The organism is Pseudomonas sp. D(2018), from assembly GCF_005502555.1.
In the GTDB taxonomy this organism is placed as follows: domain Bacteria; phylum Pseudomonadota; class Gammaproteobacteria; order Pseudomonadales; family Pseudomonadaceae; genus Metapseudomonas; species Metapseudomonas resinovorans.
The window spans coordinates 52,859-70,674 of the sequence record NZ_SCOK01000018.1; the positions used below are offsets into that span (position 1 = coordinate 52,859).

Consider the following 17,816-nt stretch of genomic DNA (forward strand, 5'->3'; position numbering starts at 1 on the left):
CGCTGGTGGATATGAAAAGCGATATCCACCGGATCGACTCCCGCATGGGCGTACTGGCGCCAGCCTCAATGCCAGCCCCGTAGGATGGGTTGAGGAACGAAACCCATGCGGACCTCAGTTGATGGGTTTCGCGGGCTCGCGGAACGCCGCCCGCCCCATCCTACGGCCTGGCGCGAGCTGCGTCGGCGTCAGCGCCAGAGCGCGGTGGCCTGCTCCTTGAGCAGCCGTACGAACTGCGGTGCTTCCACTGGCGGGCTGATCAGGTAGCCCTGGATCTCGTCGCAGCGCTGGCTGCGCAGGAAGTTCAGTTGCTCCTGGTTTTCCACGCCCTCGGCGACCACTTTCAGCTCCAGGCTGTGGGCCATGGCGATGATCGCGCGGGTAATGGCGGCGTCCTCGCTACCGGCGGAGAGGTCGCGGATGAAGGTCTGGTCGATCTTCACGTAGTCCACCGGGAAGCGCTTGAGGTAGCTCAGGGATGAATAGCCGGTGCCGAAATCGTCGATGGCCAGCTTCACGCCGAGCTGACGCAACTGGTGGAAGGTGGCGATGACGTTCTCGACATTTTCCAGCAGGTGGCTTTCGGTCAGCTCCAGCTCCAGCAGGCGCGCCTGCAGACCAGTTTCCTCCAGCACCTGACGAATCAGGCTGACCAGGTTGCCCTGACGCAGCTGGTGCATCGACAGGTTCACCGAAACACGGATGTCCGCCAGGCCTTGGCGCTGCCACTCACGGGCCTGCTGGCAGGCCTGGCGCAACACGAATTCCCCGATGGGGGCGATCAGCCCGGTTTCTTCTGCCAGCCCGATGAAATCCCCGGGTGGCACCAGCCCCTGCTGCGGATGGCGCCAGCGCACCAGCGCCTCGGCGGCGTTCAGGCTGTTATCGGCCAGGCCCAGCTTCGGCTGGTAGAAAACTTCCAGCTGACCTTCCTCGATGGCCTTGCGCAGCTGGTTCTCCAGCTGCAGGCGCTCCAGGGTGCAGGCCTGCAGGTTGTCAGTGAAGAACTGGAAGGTGTTGCCGCCCAGGTGCTTGGCGTGCTGCATGGCCATGTTGGCCTGGCTGATGAGGGCGGAAATATCGCGGGCGTTGTCCGGCAGCAGGCTGATGCCAAGGGAGCCGCTGATCACCAGTTCGTGGCCGCCCACGGTCATCGGCATGCGCAGCTTGCCGAGCAGGCGACTGGCCTGGCGCGCCAGGCTGGCGACGCTGCCATAGGCGTCGAAGATCACAGCGAACTCATCGCCAGCCAGGCGTGCGATCGTGTCGGCTTCCGGCACCGCCTGGGTCAGGCGGCGGCTGACCTGGCGCAGCAGTTGGTCGGCCACTTCATGGCCGAGGCTATCGTTGAGCACCTTGAACCGGTCCAGGTCGATGTGCAGCAGCGCCAGGCTGCGGCCACTCTGGCGGGCACGCTGGCTGGCCTCGTGAAGGCGATCCTTGAACAGGGTGCGATTGGCCAGCCCGGTGAGTTCATCGTAGTTGGACAGGTAGCGCAGGCGCTCCTCCGCCTCGCGGCGGGCGGTGAGGTCGGCGAAGAAGCCGACGATATGGCTGACATTGCCCCGCGAGTCGCGTACCACGTTGAGCTGCAGCCACTGGGGGTAGAGCTCGCCGCTCTTGCGCGCATCCACCAGCTCGCCTTGCCAGCTGCCGCGCTGCTCCAGCTCTTCACGGATCAGGTGATAGCGGCGGCGCGCCTCGCGGCTGCCAATGAGGGTAGCGACGCTGCGCCCGATGACTTCTTCCTGGCGATAACCGGTGACTTGGCTGAAGGCCGCGTTGGCCTGAATCACCCGGTAGTCGGGATCGAGGATAACGATGCCCTCGCTGGCCGCCTCGAACACCGTGGCCGCCAGGCGTTGCTCTTCATCGCGGAGCTTGCGCGCCGTGATGTCGCGGCGGGTGCCGAGCATGCGCAGCACCTTGCCGTCGCCATCGCGCTCAACCACCCGACCGCGGTCCTCCACCCAGACCCAGTGGCCGTCGTTGTGGCGTACCCGGTAGTCGATGGAGTAGCCATCGGTGCGGCCCTTGAGGTGTTCGACCAGGGCCCGGCGCAACAGCGGCAAGTCGTCTGGGTGCAGGCGCGGCTTGAGGTCACTGAGCACACGGGTCACATCCTCGGCCTCAATGCCAAAAATGGCCTTGAGCTGGGAGTGATGGACCTCATCCGTTTCCAGGTTCCAGTCCCACAGCCCCAGCTCGCTGGCCTCCAGCGCCAGTGCCAGGCGCGCTTCGCTCTTGGAGAGTGCATGGCTGGCGTCCGCCAGCTCCAGGGTGCGCTGGGCCACGCGCATTTCCAGCTCAGCGTGGGTGCGGCGCAACTCGCGTTCGGCACGACGGCGCTGCTCCACCTCGCGGGCCAGCTCTTCATTGAGGCCTTCGGCGCGTCCCTTGGCTGCTTCCAGGTGACTGATCAGCGCCAGGTTCTGGAAGCGCTGCAGCAGGCTGCGCTGCACCAGCCGGTTGACCTGCCAGGCCACCACCATGAGCGAGGCGGCGAGTATCACCCCGAGCACGCCCCACCCGCGGAGCAGCGGCGTATCGCCCAGCAGCAGCCAGGTAATCGACGGCAGCAGGCAAGGCAAGGCGAAGGTCAGGAAGGCCGACAGGCTGACGGCGTAGGCGACGCTGGCGGAGAGAATGGCAGCGGCGATCAGGCCATAGACCAGGGCCTGCTGCACAAAGGCGTCCGGCGGCACCAGCGCCACGGCGGCGAAAGCCAGGGTCAGACCCGAAGCACCCGCGCCGAGGAGGAAGGCGCGGCGCCAGCGTGGGCAGGCCTGCTGGGCGGGCTGGGCTTTCTTGAAGGCAGCCACCTGGGTCAGGCGCAGGACGGCCAGCAACACCAGCCAGGCCAGCCAGCCACCGAGCAGCAGGCTGTTGCCCGGCGCCCAGAGCAGATAGGCGCAGGCCAGGCCGTTGAGCAGCATGAACAGGGTCGGAACCTGGGACCCCTGATAAAGGAGGCGCGTGCGTTCGGCCGCAATGTCGGTCGCGAACTGCTGGCGGATCTCGCGGTTGTCAGCCAGGGACAGGGCCGGGCCGACGGGCATTGAATTAGCGGTCATAGGCGCTTTTTTTGTAGTGGTCTGCCTAAGCGAGCCCGGAGCTTACCCGAGCGGGAAGAAGCTGCAATAGCTTTATGTGCGAGGTTCCAGACGAGCGTCCCCCAACTTTAGGAGGGTCTCTGGCACGGGGATCAGCGACCGCCCAGCTGACCATCCGGTCATCAGTTTGCCCTCCCCCGTCCACCTCCCTAGAATGCCGCGATGCGCGACGATCTCTCCCTCCTCCTGAACTCCCTCAACGACGCTCAACGCCAGGCCGTAGCGGCCCCGCTGGGGCGTCAACTGGTGCTTGCCGGCGCCGGTTCCGGCAAAACCCGCGTGCTGGTGCACCGCATCGCCTGGCTGATCCAGGTGGAGCAGGCTTCACCGCATTCGCTCCTGTCGGTGACCTTCACCAACAAGGCCGCCGCCGAGATGCGCCAGCGCATCGAGCAATTGCTGGGGATCAACCCGGCCGGCATGTGGGTCGGCACCTTCCACGGCCTGGCGCACCGCCTGTTGCGGGCCCATTGGCAGGAAGCCGGTCTGGCCGAGAACTTCCAGATCCTCGACGGCGACGATCAGCAGCGACTGGTCAAGCGGGTGATCCGCGACCTCGGCCTCGACGAGCAGCGCTGGCCGGCACGCCAGGCCCAGTGGTTCATCAACGGGCAGAAGGACGAGGGCATCCGCCCGCAGCACATCCAGGCCGGCGGCGATCTGTTCCTCGGCACCATGCTGAAGATCTACGAAGCCTACGAGGCCGCCTGCGCGCGCACCGGGGTGATCGATTTCTCCGAGCTGCTGCTGCGCGCCCTCGACCTCTGGCGCGACCGCCCGAGCCTGCTGGAGCACTACCAGCGGCGCTTCCGCCATGTGCTGGTGGACGAGTTCCAGGACACCAACGCCGTGCAATACGCCTGGCTGCGCCTGCTCGCCAAAGGCGGCCAGAGCCTGATGGTGGTGGGCGACGACGACCAGTCCATCTACGGCTGGCGCGGCGCGCGGATCGAGAACATCCAGCAGTTCTCCAGCGACTTCCCCGACACCGAGGTGATCCGCCTGGAGCAGAACTACCGCTCCACCGCGGGCATCCTCAAGGCCGCCAACGCCCTGATCGCCAACAATCAAGGGCGCCTGGGCAAGGAGCTCTGGACCGAGGGCGAAGAAGGCGAACCCATTGGCCTGTATGCCGCCTTCAACGAGCACGACGAAGCCCGCTATGTGGTGGAGAGCATCGAAAGCGCACTGAAGGACGGCATGGCACGCAGCGAGATTGCCATCCTCTACCGTTCCAACGCCCAGTCGCGGGTGCTGGAAGAGGCCCTGCTGCGGGAGAAGATTCCCTACCGCATCTACGGCGGCCAGCGCTTCTTCGAGCGCGCCGAGATCAAGAACGCCATGGCCTACCTGCGCCTGCTCGACGGCCGCGGCAACGATGCCGCGCTGGAGCGGGTGATCAACGTGCCGCCACGCGGCATCGGCGAGAAAACCGTGGAGAACATCCGCGAGTTCGCCCGCGTCAATGAAGTCGCGATGTGGGAAGCGATCCGCCTGATGCTCGCCAACAAGGCCCTGCCTGGCCGCGCCTCCGGCGCCCTGGCGGCGTTCATGGAGCTGATCGAGAACCTTGCCGCCAAGGCCCTCGACATGCCCCTGCACCTGATGACCCAGACCGTCATCGAGCAGAGCGGCCTGGTGGCCTACCACAAGGATGAGAAGGGCGAGAAAGGCCAGGCCCGGGTGGAAAACCTGGAAGAACTGGTCAGCGCCGCCCGTGCCTTCGAGAACGAAGAGCCTGAAGACGGCCTCACGCCGCTGCAGGCCTTCCTCAGCCACGCCTCGCTGGAGGCCGGGGAAACCCAGGCCGACGCCTTCGAGGACAGCGTGCAGCTGATGACCCTGCACAGCGCCAAGGGCCTGGAGTTCCCGCTGGTGTTCCTGGTGGGCATGGAAGAAGGCCTCTTCCCGCACAAGATGAGCATGGAAGACCCGACCCGCCTGGAGGAAGAACGCCGCCTGGCCTATGTCGGCGTCACCCGCGCCATGCAGCGCCTGGTGCTGACCTACGCCGAAACCCGTCGGTTGTACGGCAGCGAGACCTACAACAAGGTCTCGCGCTTCGTTCGCGAGGTACCGCCGCAGCTGATCCGTGAAGTGCGGCTGAACAACAGCATCAGCCGTCCCATGGGTGCCGGCAGTCGCCACGATTCCATCTTCGATGGCGCCGCCGTGCCGGAAACGCCCTTCTCCCTGGGCCAGCGCGTCCAGCATGCGCTGTTCGGTGAAGGCACCATCCTCAACTTCGAAGGCGCCGGTGCCCAGGCACGGGTGCAGGTGAAGTTCGAGAGTGAGGGCAGCAAGTGGCTGATGCTGGCCTACGCCAAACTGCAGCCGCTCTGAGCCGACAATCACCACGATCCGCTGTGGGGGCGAATTCATTCGCTGTGCAGGCCGCAGGCCTGCCCTGAGGCCCTTGGGACAGCTACGCTGTCCTTCGCGAATGAATTCGCCCCCACAAGAGCAGCCGCCACCCCCTTCGGCATTACCCTCCGCCCGTCCGATGCCCCTGCCGCCTCCTTTCGCTTGGCCATACTGAGTGGCGGAGGTACGTCCATGCCCCGCTCTCCCAGCGCCCAGCACATACTCGATTGCGCCCTGAACCTGGCCGACACCTGCGGTTGGGAGCGGCTGCACCTGTTCGAGGTGGCCAACGAACTCGGCGTCGGCCTCGACGCCATCGCCAAACACTACAAACAGAAGGACGACCTGGTGGAGGCCTGGTTCGACCGCGCCGACCAAGCCCTGCTGGAACGCGGCAAGGGCAGCGACCTGCCGGCCCTGAACGCGGAAAAGCGCCTGGAAGAACTTCTTATCGCCTGGCTTGGCGCCCTGGCGCCGCACCGCTCGGTGACCGGGCAGATGCTGCTCTACAAGCTGGAGCCCGGTCATTTCCATTTGCAGGTGCTGGGCCTTTTGCGGGTCAGTCGCACGGTGCAGTGGTGGCGCGAAGCGGCACAGCGGGAAACCCTGCATCTGTGTCGCATCGCCGAAGAAAGCCTGCTGACTGGCGCTTACCTGCGCACCTTCATCCACTGGCTGCGTCACCCCATGGAAGACGAGGCCGACTTGCGCGCCCTGTTGCGCCAACAATTGCGCTGCGGCCCGCTGGTATTCCTGCTGCGCAGATGAACGGCATGCCCGGAAAAGGCCGACGGAGCTGTCCGACAAAATCCCGAAACACTCTGCCCCTAGCTATCGCGCGACTGACTGTGCAGCATGGCGCGCGTGGATTCATAACCAAGAGAAGCCTCTGATGCGCCGATTTCTCAGTATTGCCCTGGCCCTCTGCGTCAGCCTGACGCTCAGCCTGGATGTCAACGCCGCCAAGCGTATGGGTGGCGGCAAGTCCTTCGGCTCCGCGCCGACCCACCAGACCCGCCAGGCAGCTCCCGCCCAGCAAACCCCGAACGCCGCTGCCCCTGCTGCAGCCGGCAAAGCCGCCGCCGCGAGCGGTGCTTCCCGCTGGCTCGGCCCGCTGGCCGGCATCGCCGCCGGTGGCCTGCTCGCCTCCATGTTCATGGGCGACGGCTTCGATGGCATGCAGATCTTCGACTTCCTGATCATCGGCCTGATCGCCTTCCTGATCTTCCGCTTCCTGGCCGCACGCAAACGTGCCCAGCAGCAGGGTCAACCCGCCATGGCCGGCCATGCGCCGTTCCAGCGTGAAATGCCGCAGATGCCGCAGCAACAGCCGGCGTCGATCTTCGGCAGCGCTGCCCCGGTCGCCCAGCCCGCCTTCAATGCCCCGAGCTGGTTCAATGAGCAGCGCTTCGTCGAAGCCGGTCGCGAACACTTCATGGCCCTGCAACAGCACTGGGACGCGGCCGAGATGGACAAGATCGCCGAGTTCGTCACCCCGCAGATGCTGAGCTTCCTCAAGGAAGAACGCGCCAGCCTGGGCGACGCCTACCAGTCCACCTACGTCGAAAACCTTCAGGTGCAACTGGACGGCATCGACGAACTGGCCGACAAGACGGTCGCGACCCTGACCTTCAACGGCGTCTCCAAGTCTTCCCGCTTCGACCAGGGTGAAGTCTTCAGCGAAAGCTGGCGCATGGAGCGCGTCAACGGTGACAACCAGCCTTGGCTGGTGGCGGGCATCCGTCAGAACTGATCGCTTCTGCAATGAAAAACCCGGGCTTGTCCCGGGTTTTTCATTTCACTGATGGCGACCGCCACCCCTGCGCCAGCGCCGACGCGCAAGGGAGCGGCGGAACCAGAAGGGCGGCGGAATGGGCGGTCGAACGCCCTTGAGCTTCTTCATGATTCAGCGAGCCAGCGCTTTTCCGAAGCGCAGCCGATCATCGCCCTAATGGCAGAGCTCGCAGACTTCGGCATGGGGCACCAGCTTCAGGTACTCATCCATGCGCATGTGCACCAGGTTCTGGTGGTCGCCGGCTTCCAGGTAGATGTCACGTTGCCGGGTCAATTGCGGGTCCACCAGCATGTTCATGCCATAGGACTCGCCAAGGGCCGGCACGGCGCCCAGTTCGCAGTCCTTGAACAGACGGGATAGATCGGCTTCGTGGGTGAGTTGCCAGATCTTGGCATCCTTGCGCACCTTGCCCATGTCCAGATGGCGGCTGGCAGGCACCACTGCCATGAGGAAATGGCCTTGGCGATCGTCGAGGATTACCGTCTTGGCCAGGCGCTCGGCGGGGATATTGGCGACGCGTGCCGACTCCAGGCTGGTGGCCGAGTGCGGGTGTGGCACCAGATCGAATTCGGCATGGGCACGCTCCAGGCTGCGCTGCAGGGTTGCGGCCATTCGCATGTTGCACCTCCTGTGGATAACCAGGGATCGGAGGCTGCCTCGGGCAGCCGGATCAGTGCACAAAGTTTAGCCAGCGTGTCCGGACGGGCTGAAGCAGTTGGTGCTGAACAGGGCCGCCATTAGCAGCCTCGGGCCTAAGCGCGGCGCATGCCGATATGAGGAATGCCGTCGTCGAGGTACAGGTCGGTCACCGGCAAGAAGCCATAGCGGCCGTAGTAGCCCTGCAGGTGCGCCTGGGCGGAGAGGTACACCGGCATGCCCGGCCAGCGTTTGGCGGCTTCGTCCAGGGCCCGTTCCATCAACCCGTGGCCCAAGCCGCGGCCACGTGCCTGGGCGGCACTGACCACCCGTCCGATCACTACGTCGCCGCCCTGGGTGGCCGGGTCCAGCAGGCGCAGGTAGGCCAGGAGCGTGCCCTGTTCCCAGGCCATCACATGGCAGGTGCCGGCTTCCAGGTCCTGGCCGTCGACATCCAGGTAGGGGCAGTTCTGTTCCACCACGAACACCTGGCAGCGCAGGGCCAGAAAACAGTAGAGCTCGCGGGTATCGAGTTCGCTGTGGTGCTTGCAGGACCAGGTGATCGCCATGATGGGAGCCTCGACAAACGGATTGGCAACAGAATGTCCGCCACGTTACGACAAGGCTTTTTTCTTCCCAAGCCCGGCTACTGTATAAAGCGCATCCCAATGCATGAGGGCCTGTCGCCATGGAAGAAGTCATCGAACAACTGCGCGAACTCAACGAGCCAGTGCCGGTTCCCCTGGAGCTGCCGGACGAAGAGCAGTTGGTGGAGATCGAGGAGCAGCTGTTGATCAACCTGCCCTTCGAACTGCGCGAGTTCCTGCTCAAGGTCAGCGACGTGATCTACGGCCGTCTGGAGCCGGTGACGGTCACCGACCCGCAATCCCACACCTATCTGCCGGAAGTCGCCGCCGTCGCCTGGGACCTGGGCGTACCTCGCGACCTGGTGCCGCTCTGCCAGGACGGCCGTGACTACTACGTGGTCGATGGCGAAGGCGAAGTGGTGCTGTGGGACGGCGACGAAGGCGAGCTCACCGACGAGAGCTGGGACTCGGTCTGGCACTGGGCCCGGGACGTCTGGCTGACCAGTTGACCGACGACGCTCATGCCCCACGGAAGCGAGTCAGACTCGCTCCCGCGGGAAAGCGTCATCAGCCGCTGCGGGCCTGGGCGAAGTCCAGTTCCAGCAGGTTGAGGAGGAATTGGCCGAAGTAGGAAAGATCCTGCTCGATAGCAACGCGCGCGGCCTTGCCGTCGCCCGCCTGCAACGCCTTGAAGGCGTCCTCGTGGAAGTCGTTGAGACGCAATGACAGGTCCGCCTCGGTGAACAGGCGATTGAAGAAGGGGCCGACCTGCAGCCAGAGCGTTTCGATGGTCCGCAGCAGGATGGGGTTGCCACAGGCGCCGTAGAGCACCCGGTGGAACCGGCTGTTGTCGGTCAGGTAGCCCTGTACGTCGCGTTGTTCGATGGCGATATCCATGCGCTCCATGCACCCCCGCAGGACATCCAGCTCATCGCGGGAGAGCTGGCCCGCGGCCGCTTCTACGGCCATGCCCTCCAGCGCCATGCGCACCTGGAATATATGCTTGAAGCGTTCACGGGTCATCGGCGGCACGCGCACCGAGCGCTGTGGCTCGCCCTCCAGGGCGCCTTCAGCCACCAGGCGCTGCAAGGCGGCGCGTACCGGCATCGGGCTGGTGCCCCAGGCAGCGGCGAGATCGCGGATCTTCAGGCGCTCACCGGGTTTGAACTGGCCTGCCAGCAGGCCCTCGCGTAGTCGTTGGTAAAGCTCTTCCTGCAGGTTCTCGGCCATGGGCATATCACCGTGCAAGGGCCGGCGGCGCCGGCAGTTGGTTCAGGGTCAGGCTGCAGTTACGCATGGTTTTGGTCGCCTTCTGTTGTGGGTGGTTGCCTGGACCACGGGGCGAATCCGGACCAGAGGAGGCTTTCCCTCCGGCCTTTCGCTCTATCCTGTGATCACAAATCAGGTTTCACGTTAAATTTCAGCGCCTTTTTTCGCAAGTCTTGACAGAATTGTGATCACAAAACACGATGTGCAGAAATTCGAACGAGGTGTTCAATATGACTGCCAGTGGAATCAGCCAAGCCGCCGTGGAAACCTTCGCCGCCCGCGAGCGCACCCGCTTCCTCGAGCGCAACCCGAAATCCGTCGCACTCGCTGAACGCGCGCACAAGTCCCTCTACGCCGGCGTGCCGATGCACTGGATGGCCGACTGGTCCACGCCCTGCCCGCTGTTCGTCGAGCGCGCCAAGGGGGCCCGCTTCTACGACGTCGATGGCCACGAGTACATCGACTTCTGCCTGGGCGACACCGGCACAATGTTCGGTCACTCGCCGGACCCGATCGCCCGCGCCATCGCCGAGCAGGCCAACAACGGCCTGACCACCATGCTGCCGGGCGAGGATGCCGTGGTTTGCGGCGAGCTGCTGGCCCAGCGCTTCGGCCTGCCCTACTGGCAGGTGACCGCCACCGCCACCGACTCCAACCGCTATGTGCTGCGCTGGGCCCGAGCCATCACCGGACGCAAGACCCTGCTAGTGTTCGACGGCTGCTACCACGGCACCGTGGACGACGTGATGGTGCGCTGCCGCGATGGCGAGACCGTGCACCGCTCCGGTCTGGTCGGCCAGGCCTACGACCTGACCCAGCACAGCCGCGCCGTTCCCTTCAACGATGTCGAGGCGCTGGAAGCCGCGCTGGCCCAGGGCGACGTCTGTGCCCTGCTCTGCGAACCGGCGATGACCAACATCGGCATGGTCCTGCCCGATCCGGGCTTCATGCAGAAGTGCCGCGAGCTGACCCGCAAGTACGGCAGCCTGCTGATCATCGACGAGACCCACACCATCTCCACCAACATCGGCGGCTGCACCCAGCTGTGGAACCTCGACCCCGACTTCTTCGTGGTCGGCAAACCCATTGCTGGCGGCGTGCCTTGCGGCATCTTCGGCTGCAGCGCGGAGATGGCCGACAGGATGCTCGCCTCGCGCAAGCAGGCCCAGCAGGACAGCCATGGCCACGGCCACAGCGGCATGGGCACCACCCTCTCGGCCAACGCCCTGGCCATGCACTGCATGCGCGCCAACCTCGAACAGGTGATGACCCAGGCGGCCTACGACCACATGCTGCCGCTGGCCAAACGCTTGGCCGACGGATTCCGCAGCCTGATTGCGAAGCACGCCCTGAAATGGTCGGTGACCGAACTGGGCGCACGTAGCGAATTCCAGTTCTGCCCGGTGTCGCCGCGCACCGGCGCCGAGGCCGAAGCGGCCTTCCACGATGAGCTGCAGATGGCCCTGCACCTCTACCTGATCAACCGCGGCATCCTGATCACGCCGTTCCACAACATGACCCTGTGCTGCCCGGCCACCACCGCCGCCGACGTGGACACGTTGATTGCCACCCTGGACGAGGCCATCACCGAACTGCTGGCGATCCCCGGCGCCCGCGAATGATCCGTAGGGTGGATGACGCTCTTTTCATCCACCAACACCCAACCCCGGTGGATGGATGAAGCGCCCTCCACCCTACGCGAGAACGACCATGCAATTCGCCGATCCCCAGGAAGCCCGCGACTTCCTCGAACGCCACGCCGAAGTGCGCAGCATCGAACTGATGCTGATCGACGCCAACGGCATCCCCCGCGGCAAGCTGCTGCACCGTGACGAGCTGCTGCCGATCTTCGAGAACGGCCGTCCGCTGCCCAGCTCCATCCTCTCGCTGACCATCCAGGGCGAGGACGTCGAAGCCAGCGGCCTGGTCTGGGAAGTCGCCGACGCTGACTGTTGGACCTACCCGGTGCCCGGCTCGCTGACCCTGCAACCCTGGCGCACTACACCCACCGGCCAGGTGCAGGTCAGCATGCACCCGACCCAGGGTCTGCCGGCCACCCCCGGCGATCCGCGCCATGTGCTGGCCCGTACCATCGAGCGCCTCAAGGCCGACGGCTACCACCCGGTGATGGCAGTCGAGCTGGAGTTCTACCTGCTGGACAAGCGCCGCGATGCCAACGGCCGTCCACAGCCGGCGCTGCAGATGAATGGCGTGCGCCCGCAGGCGCCACAGGTCTACGGCGTCTACGAGCTGGAACAGCTGCAGCCCTTCCTCGACGACCTCTATGCGGCCTGCGAGGCCCAGGGTCTGCCGGTGCGCACCGCCATTTCGGAGTACGCCCCCGGCCAGTTGGAGCTGACCCTCGAACACCGCTTCGACGCACTCCAGGCGGTCGACGAAGGCATTCGCTACAAGCGCCTGGTGAAAGGTGTAGCCAACAAGCATGGGCTGGTCGCCTGCTTCATGGCCAAGCCCTTCGGCGACCTGGCCGGCAGCGGCCTGCACATGCACGTGAGCCTCGCCGATGAGCAGGGCAACAACCTGATGGCCAGCGAGGACCCGCACGGCACCCCACTGCTGCGCCACGCCATCGGCGGCATGATGGCCACGCTCAACGACACGCTGGCGATCTTCTGCCCCAATGCCAACTCCTACCGTCGCTTCCAGGCCAACAGCTATGCACCGCTCGCCAAGAGCTGGGGCGTGAACAACCGCACCGTGTCCTTCCGCGTGCCCGGCGGCCCGGCCAAGAGCCGCCATGTCGAGCACCGCATCTGTGGTGCCGACGCCAACCCCTATCTGGCTGCCGCCGCGATTCTCGCCGGTATCCACAAGGGCATTCGCGAGCAGATCGATCCGGGCGAGCCCATCGTCGGCAATGGTTACGAGCAAGCCAGGGAAACCCTACCCACCGACTGGCTGACCGCCCTGCGCAATCTGGAGCAGTCGACCTGGGCCAGGGACGCCCTGGGCGAGGACTTCCTGAAGATCTTCCTCGCCATCAAATGGGAGGAATTCCGCCAGTTCGTCAGCGAAGTGGGCGAGCAGGACTGGCGCTGGTACCTGACCCACGCCTGACGCCGGACTCGCGGTCCAGCGAAGCGCCCGGCCAGCCTGGCCGGGCGCTGAAGTTTGCCCGCCCGCCTGCTAGGCTCATCGGCATCCTCATCTCGTTCCGGGCCCGCCCAATGAAAGCTGCGATCCTCGCGCTGCTGTTGATGGCTCTCGGCGTCTGCCAAGCGGAGCCCTTGCGCGTAGGCCTGGAAAGCCAGGACTACCTGCCTTACTACCGGGCACTCCCCGGCAAGCCGGCTGAAGGCTATGCCATCGCGCTTCTGCAGCGCTTCGCCATCGACCAGGGCCTGGCCCTTGAGCTGGAAGCCCTGCCGATCAACCGCCTGCACCGCAATCTGCAAACCACCGACCGGTTGATGCTGGTGTTTCCCGACAACCCCGCCTGGTCGCGCCAGCTCAAGGGCGATGCGCGCCTGTATTACAGCCGACCGATCATCCGCATCGTCGACGGCAGCCTGGTGCTGCGCGAGCATCTGGGCCGGGGCATAGACGCGGTACGACGCCTGGGCACCGTACGCGGCTTCACCCCCGAGGCCTGGCAGGACCGCCTGCGCGACGGCCAGGTGCACTTGGTGGAGGCCAGCGATATCGGCGCGCTGGTACGCATGCTGCTGCGCCTGCGCATCGACGCCATCTATGCCAACCCGGAAGTGCTGCACCACTACCTGGACGCGAACACCAATCTGGGCGGTGATCGCCTGCTGCTGGACCCGGAACTGCCACTTGCGAAGACCGCGTTCCACGCCAGCAGCCTGAAGCATCCGGAGATACTGGAAGCCTTCGACCGCTTCCTGATCGAGCAGAGCGAGGAGCTGGCCCAGTTACGCAGGCAGCACGGCTTGGCCTGCGGTCCCAGCGACCTGGCGGAGGAATACCCGGCCTGCCAGCAACCCGATGCCGTGCCCTGACCGCGCGGTTATCCACAGCCCGCACGGCGTTGCGTGATTATCCCCTGTGGCGCCCAGGCACCAGCCTGCGTCTATCTCAGACCGCCCCCACTACCGACGAGGCCAGCATGGAACCCGGAACCGCACATCTGTCGATGACCGTCTTAATGACCCCGGACATGGCCAACTTCTCCGGCAACGTCCACGGCGGCACCCTGCTCAAGTATCTCGATGAAGTCGCCTACGCCTGCGCCAGCCGCTATGCCGGGCGCTACGTGGTCACCTTGTCGGTGGATCAGGTGATCTTCCGCGAACCCATCCATGTCGGCGAGCTTGTGACATTCCTCGCCTCGGTGAACTACACCGGCAACACCTCCATGGAGGTGGGTATCAAGGTGGTCACCGAGAACATCCGCGAACGCTCGGTCCGCCATACCAACAGCTGCTTCTTCACCATGGTCGCCCTGGACGACGAACGCCGCCCGGCACAAGTACCGCCCTTGCAGCCAGAAACCACGGACGAGAAGCGCCGATTCGCACAAGCCCAGCAGCGCCGCCAGATTCGCCAGGAGCTGGAACAGCGCTATCAGGAAATGCGCGAGGGCAACTGAGCCTTCGCGTTCCACACTGCTCCCCAAAATCAGTGGAAGGGCCTGTGGATAAGGTGTAGACCAACCTCCAGGCCCCGCACCACGTGTGCTTTACCACTAGCAGGCTATTTTCTGAGCATTTTCAATCACTTGCCTTGTGCGTTGCACACAGATGCTGTGCAGCAGATTGTGGATAAGCTGTTCGGACACTTCGCTATCCCCCGCCAGCCGGGCCTTTTCAGGAGTTGATCAACTTCTGATCAGGTTTCGCGCCCCCGCGAAGCACGCGCGGCTGCTGCCTTCTTCTTCGGGCGAAAATGCCCATCACAGAGCCTTTTCCCCCAGTTCCGGTGGATGCCTCTGTGGATAAGATGTCAATGGATGTACAGGGGCCAATCCTGGCGCAGCTTTCCACTGTCTGGACATTTTTCGAGCAAAATCATAGGGATAACTCGGTCATTGCGCACAATATCTGTGCAGCCATCTGTGGATAGCTTGTGCGGACAATGCTGCAGGTCACGGATGACGAGGCCTCCATCGAGATGATCACTTTCTATCCAGCTTGAAGCTGGCAAGGCCCCGCTGTGCATAAAGCGTTGCATCGCCTTTCCTGTAGGAGTGAGTTCATTCGCGAAACCTGGCCAGGACACCTTGGCTTGGCGGGCAGTCTTCCATAAAGGTGGCGAATGCCAGAGATCTGTTCACAGGGAACAGGTGCTTTAACCCAAAATCCGTGGACTCATCTGTGGATAAACTGTAGTTCGACCTCCAGGAAGCAAGCCCGACGCGGCTTCTCAGCTACTGTGCGTTTTTCGTTCTATTTCAATCACTTGCGCTATGCATTGCGCACATTATCTGTGCAGGTATCTGTGGATAAGCTGTTCAGGCATCGCTGCAGGCCAGTACTGGTGCATATTCCAGCCATCTGATCATTCCCTGACCAGTCCCGCCCCCGCGGCTACGCAGTCGCCTGGAGCGCCCAGCTACTGGTAAGTAACCCACAACCCCGTGAATGGTTTTCCACGTTTGTACCCAAATCGCGTGGATGGTCCTGTGCATAAGATGTCCATGGATGGCTGTAAGCCAGATGCGGCGCAGGTTTCCGCCAATTGAGCATTTTTCACGCAATTTCAATGACTTACACAGACGGCTGCACACAATATCTGTGCAGCCAACTGTGGATAAGCTGTGTGGGCACGGCTGTATCCCCCGACGGGCGTGGCCTGCATGAAAATGATCAATAAACGATCAGGTGCCGTGAACCAGACTTATCCCCCGCAGCAGCCGCAAACCGACATGCTTCCAGGTTCAGTGGTACCGGCCGGGAAGTTCGGCGCGCTCTGGATCTGCGCCACGTTGCAGAGGCTCTGGCTGAAACGGATCTCGTGGAAGACCGCATTGGCGTTCTGGCCGAAGAGGGTGTCGCCACCACCCGCCAAACCAGGCCACCGAGCGGTTGCTGTGGATAACTGGGCGCGCGAAGGTGCGGGGCCGGACGGCCCCGCAGGTAGGAATCAGTGCTGGTGCTCGGCGTTACCGGCCGGCGCCTCCTTCTCCACATGGATTTCCACTTCCAGGTCGCCCGCCTTCTGGAAGTGCAGGGTCATGGGGAACTTGTCACCCGCATTCAACGGCTGCTTCAGACCGAACATCATCAGGTGATAGCCACCCTGTTCCAGGCGCACTTCGCCACCAGCGGGAATGTCCAGGCCGCCGGGAACCTGCTGCATCTTCATCAGGCCGTCCTTGTGCAGGTGCTCGTGGACCTCGGTCTTGCCGGCGCGGGCGGTGTCGGCACCAAGCAGCTTGTCGGCCTCCGCACCCTTGTTGTGGATAACCAGGTAGGCGGCGCCATTGGGAGATACCGCGGGCACGGCCAGGGCCCAGGGATGTTCGATGTGCAGGTTGCCCGTGTCGTACTCATGGGCTGCCAGGCCACCGGAAAAACTCAGCAGGGCTCCGAAGGTCAGCAGGGTCTTGCGCATTGTTTGAACTCCATTCGAAAGGGATAGTGACGCCCGCCTCCGGGCGGGCGCAGATCGGGTATCAGCCCGTAACGGCACGGCTACCGCCGAAGCGGGACAGCACCAGCCAGTCCAGGGCCCAGATAAGCAGCAGCGAGATTCCCACCAGTGGAAATGCCGCACCCAGCACCACCATGATGCCCACGGCGGTTTTCCACAGCGGCAGCGAATGAGGCAACGGCGGCACGCCGAAACGCCCTTGGGGACGACGCTTCCACCACATCACCAGACCGCTGACGGCACTCAGCAGGATCAGCAGGCAGACGCCGAACATCAGCAACTGGTTGGCCAGCCCGAAGAACTTGCCTTCATGCAGTACCACGCCCATCTCGACGCTTTTCGCGACCACACCGTAGTCCTTCCAGCGCACGTCGGCCAGCACCTTGCCACTGTACTGATCGATGTGCAGCGTCGCATCGTTGCGCGGGTCATCGGCGAACACGGCGATGGTGAACACGCCGGTCGCATCCGCCGGCAGCGTCACGCTGTAACCCGGCACCACGCCTCGTTCGTTAGCGGTATCCACCACCTGCTGCAGGCCGATCTGTCCGGAGGTGCTGGTCATTTCACCGGCTGCGTGGCCCTTGTGGGCGGCATGGGGATCGGACACTGGCATTGGCGTGTTTTCCATCGCCCAGGCCACTGTCTGGTCAGAGGCACTGTTCAGGCTGCGGGCCTGCTGGTCGGATTTGGGCACCTCGTTCCACATGGCGGCCGGGAAGCGGTTCCAGACGTCGGCAAAGCGTTCTCCCCAGTAGCCGGTCCAGGTCATGCCGGTGAGCAGCATGAACAGCAGCAGCAGGGAACCCCAGAAGCCGGTCACCGCATGCAGGTCGCGCCAGAACAGCCGTCCGCGATTGGCCAGGCGCGGCCAGAACACGCCGCGCATGCCCTGGCCGCGTGGCCACCAGAGGTAGAGCCCCGACACCACCAGGACAATGCCCCAGCCAGCGGCCAGCTCAATCAGGCGATCACCCCAGGTGCCCACGAGCAAAGTGCCATGCAATGAACGAGCAACCGCCTGGAGGTTGTACTCGGCATCCTGCGTGCCGAGCACCTTGCCGCTGTAGGGATCGACGAAGACGTTCTGCTTGCTGCCATCGAGGCTGGCGACGAATTGCGCGCTATGGCTGTCATCGACTGGCGGCAGGTACTGCGTGACCTTGGCCTGTGGATAAACCTGCAGGAGCTTTCCCAGTTGCTGATCGGCGGCCAGCGCCTGCCCGGCAGGCTGGACCCGCATCAGGTCGCTGTAGAGCAGATTGTCCAGCTGGGGTTTGAACAGGTAGATGCTGCCGGTGACCGCCAGCATGATCATGAAGGGGATGACGAACAGCCCGGCATAGAAATGCCAGCGCCACGCCAGGTTGTAGAAGGAGACCGTGCTCTTCGACATTGTCGTGCTCCCGGATGAGCCAATGGTCCGCGCGCACAGCGGGCTTGCCGGAGCCTGTGCGAGAAATGCGGTAACGGGGT

Annotated in this window: 14 protein-coding genes; 8 read left to right on the forward strand and 6 right to left on the reverse strand. The window is 64.2% G+C overall.

Translation table 11 applies throughout. From position 1 onward, the window contains the following. Window positions 1-188: 188 nt before the first annotated feature. On the reverse strand, window positions 189-3,059 hold the full coding sequence (locus tag FFS60_RS13810) for an EAL domain-containing protein (RefSeq protein ID WP_371926424.1): 2,871 nt from the start codon (window positions 3,057-3,059) through the stop codon (window positions 189-191). Window positions 3,060-3,275: 216 nt separating this feature from the next. Here FFS60_RS13810 and uvrD point away from each other — a divergent pair, with 216 nt between their 5' ends. The 3 genes from uvrD (at window position 3,276) to FFS60_RS13825 (ending at window position 7,230) form a co-directional block, all read left to right on the forward strand. Beyond that, the gene (gene uvrD, locus FFS60_RS13815) at window positions 3,276-5,456 is read left to right on the forward strand and encodes a DNA helicase II (RefSeq protein WP_137822289.1); all 2,181 of its coding nucleotides are present in this window, start codon (window positions 3,276-3,278) and stop codon (window positions 5,454-5,456) included. 213 nt (window positions 5,457-5,669) lie between these two features. Then, a complete protein-coding gene (locus tag FFS60_RS13820) occupies window positions 5,670-6,245 on the forward strand; it encodes a TetR/AcrR family transcriptional regulator (RefSeq protein WP_028626968.1) in 576 nt (191 codons plus the stop codon). Between the two features lie 124 nt (window positions 6,246-6,369). After that, window positions 6,370-7,230, forward strand: a complete 861-nt coding sequence (locus tag FFS60_RS13825) for a Tim44 domain-containing protein (RefSeq protein ID WP_028626969.1) — start codon at window positions 6,370-6,372, stop codon at window positions 7,228-7,230. 195 nt (window positions 7,231-7,425) lie between these two features. Here the strand turns inward: FFS60_RS13825 and FFS60_RS13830 are convergent, their stop codons facing one another. Further along, window positions 7,426-7,890 carry an aminoacyl-tRNA deacylase gene (locus FFS60_RS13830; RefSeq protein ID WP_137822290.1) on the reverse strand — a complete coding sequence of 155 codons (465 nt, stop codon included), beginning with the start codon at window positions 7,888-7,890 and terminating at the stop codon, window positions 7,426-7,428. A gap of 134 nt (window positions 7,891-8,024) precedes the next feature. Further along, window positions 8,025-8,477, reverse strand: a complete 453-nt coding sequence (locus FFS60_RS13835; protein ID WP_028626971.1) for a GNAT family N-acetyltransferase — start codon at window positions 8,475-8,477, stop codon at window positions 8,025-8,027. A gap of 119 nt (window positions 8,478-8,596) precedes the next feature. Between FFS60_RS13835 and FFS60_RS13840 the strand changes: the two genes are divergently transcribed. Further along, window positions 8,597-9,004: an SMI1/KNR4 family protein gene (locus FFS60_RS13840; RefSeq protein WP_028626972.1), complete on the forward strand. Its 408-nt coding sequence runs from the start codon at window positions 8,597-8,599 to the stop codon at window positions 9,002-9,004. A 58-nt stretch (window positions 9,005-9,062) separates the two neighbouring features. On the opposite strand, the gene FFS60_RS13845 is transcribed toward FFS60_RS13840, so the two are convergent. Beyond that, complete coding sequence (locus FFS60_RS13845; protein WP_137822291.1) at window positions 9,063-9,725, reverse strand: GntR family transcriptional regulator; 663 nt, start codon at window positions 9,723-9,725, stop codon at window positions 9,063-9,065. A gap of 269 nt (window positions 9,726-9,994) precedes the next feature. Here FFS60_RS13845 and FFS60_RS13850 point away from each other — a divergent pair, with 269 nt between their 5' ends. The 4 genes from FFS60_RS13850 to FFS60_RS13865 all read left to right on the forward strand — a co-directional run bounded on the left by FFS60_RS13850 (window position 9,995) and on the right by FFS60_RS13865 (window position 14,337). Further along, window positions 9,995-11,386, forward strand: coding sequence for an aspartate aminotransferase family protein (locus FFS60_RS13850; protein WP_028626974.1), 1,392 nt, complete (start codon window positions 9,995-9,997; stop codon window positions 11,384-11,386). Window positions 11,387-11,474: 88 nt separating this feature from the next. After that, entirely contained in the window at window positions 11,475-12,842 is a 1,368-nt protein-coding gene (locus tag FFS60_RS13855) for a glutamine synthetase family protein (protein WP_137822292.1), read from the forward strand. A gap of 110 nt (window positions 12,843-12,952) precedes the next feature. After that, the gene (locus FFS60_RS13860) at window positions 12,953-13,747 is read left to right on the forward strand and encodes an ABC transporter substrate-binding protein (protein ID WP_137822293.1); all 795 of its coding nucleotides are present in this window, start codon (window positions 12,953-12,955) and stop codon (window positions 13,745-13,747) included. 107 nt (window positions 13,748-13,854) lie between these two features. Next, a complete protein-coding gene (locus FFS60_RS13865; RefSeq protein ID WP_028626977.1) occupies window positions 13,855-14,337 on the forward strand; it encodes an acyl-CoA thioesterase in 483 nt (160 codons plus the stop codon). A 1,493-nt stretch (window positions 14,338-15,830) separates the two neighbouring features. Here the strand turns inward: FFS60_RS13865 and FFS60_RS13870 are convergent. Together FFS60_RS13870 and FFS60_RS13875 are read right to left on the reverse strand one after the other, a co-directional pair. Further along, window positions 15,831-16,301 (reverse strand): copper chaperone PCu(A)C, encoded by a 471-nt coding sequence (locus tag FFS60_RS13870; protein WP_028626978.1) that lies wholly within the window; start codon window positions 16,299-16,301, stop codon window positions 15,831-15,833. Window positions 16,302-16,362: 61 nt separating this feature from the next. Next, window positions 16,363-17,736, reverse strand: a complete 1,374-nt coding sequence (locus tag FFS60_RS13875) for a PepSY domain-containing protein (protein ID WP_028626979.1) — start codon at window positions 17,734-17,736, stop codon at window positions 16,363-16,365. Window positions 17,737-17,816 lie beyond the last annotated feature (80 nt).

Excerpts from the sequence above, each read along its gene's own strand:
- FFS60_RS13810 (WP_371926424.1), bottom strand. The coding sequence starts at position 3,059 with ATGCCCGTCGGCCCGGCCCTGTCCCTGGCTGACAACCGCGAGATCCGC.
- uvrD (WP_137822289.1), top strand. The coding sequence starts at position 3,276 with ATGCGCGACGATCTCTCCCTCCTCCTGAACTCCCTCAACGACGCTCAA.
- FFS60_RS13820 (WP_028626968.1), top strand. The coding sequence starts at position 5,670 with ATGCCCCGCTCTCCCAGCGCCCAGCACATACTCGATTGCGCCCTGAAC.
- FFS60_RS13825 (WP_028626969.1), top strand. The coding sequence starts at position 6,370 with ATGCGCCGATTTCTCAGTATTGCCCTGGCCCTCTGCGTCAGCCTGACG.
- FFS60_RS13830 (WP_137822290.1), bottom strand. The coding sequence starts at position 7,890 with ATGCGAATGGCCGCAACCCTGCAGCGCAGCCTGGAGCGTGCCCATGCC.
- FFS60_RS13835 (WP_028626971.1), bottom strand. The coding sequence starts at position 8,477 with ATGGCGATCACCTGGTCCTGCAAGCACCACAGCGAACTCGATACCCGC.
- FFS60_RS13840 (WP_028626972.1), top strand. The coding sequence starts at position 8,597 with ATGGAAGAAGTCATCGAACAACTGCGCGAACTCAACGAGCCAGTGCCG.
- FFS60_RS13845 (WP_137822291.1), bottom strand. The coding sequence starts at position 9,725 with ATGGCCGAGAACCTGCAGGAAGAGCTTTACCAACGACTACGCGAGGGC.
- FFS60_RS13850 (WP_028626974.1), top strand. The coding sequence starts at position 9,995 with ATGACTGCCAGTGGAATCAGCCAAGCCGCCGTGGAAACCTTCGCCGCC.
- FFS60_RS13855 (WP_137822292.1), top strand. The coding sequence starts at position 11,475 with ATGCAATTCGCCGATCCCCAGGAAGCCCGCGACTTCCTCGAACGCCAC.
- FFS60_RS13860 (WP_137822293.1), top strand. The coding sequence starts at position 12,953 with ATGAAAGCTGCGATCCTCGCGCTGCTGTTGATGGCTCTCGGCGTCTGC.
- FFS60_RS13865 (WP_028626977.1), top strand. The coding sequence starts at position 13,855 with ATGGAACCCGGAACCGCACATCTGTCGATGACCGTCTTAATGACCCCG.
- FFS60_RS13870 (WP_028626978.1), bottom strand. The coding sequence starts at position 16,301 with ATGCGCAAGACCCTGCTGACCTTCGGAGCCCTGCTGAGTTTTTCCGGT.
- FFS60_RS13875 (WP_028626979.1), bottom strand. The coding sequence starts at position 17,736 with ATGTCGAAGAGCACGGTCTCCTTCTACAACCTGGCGTGGCGCTGGCAT.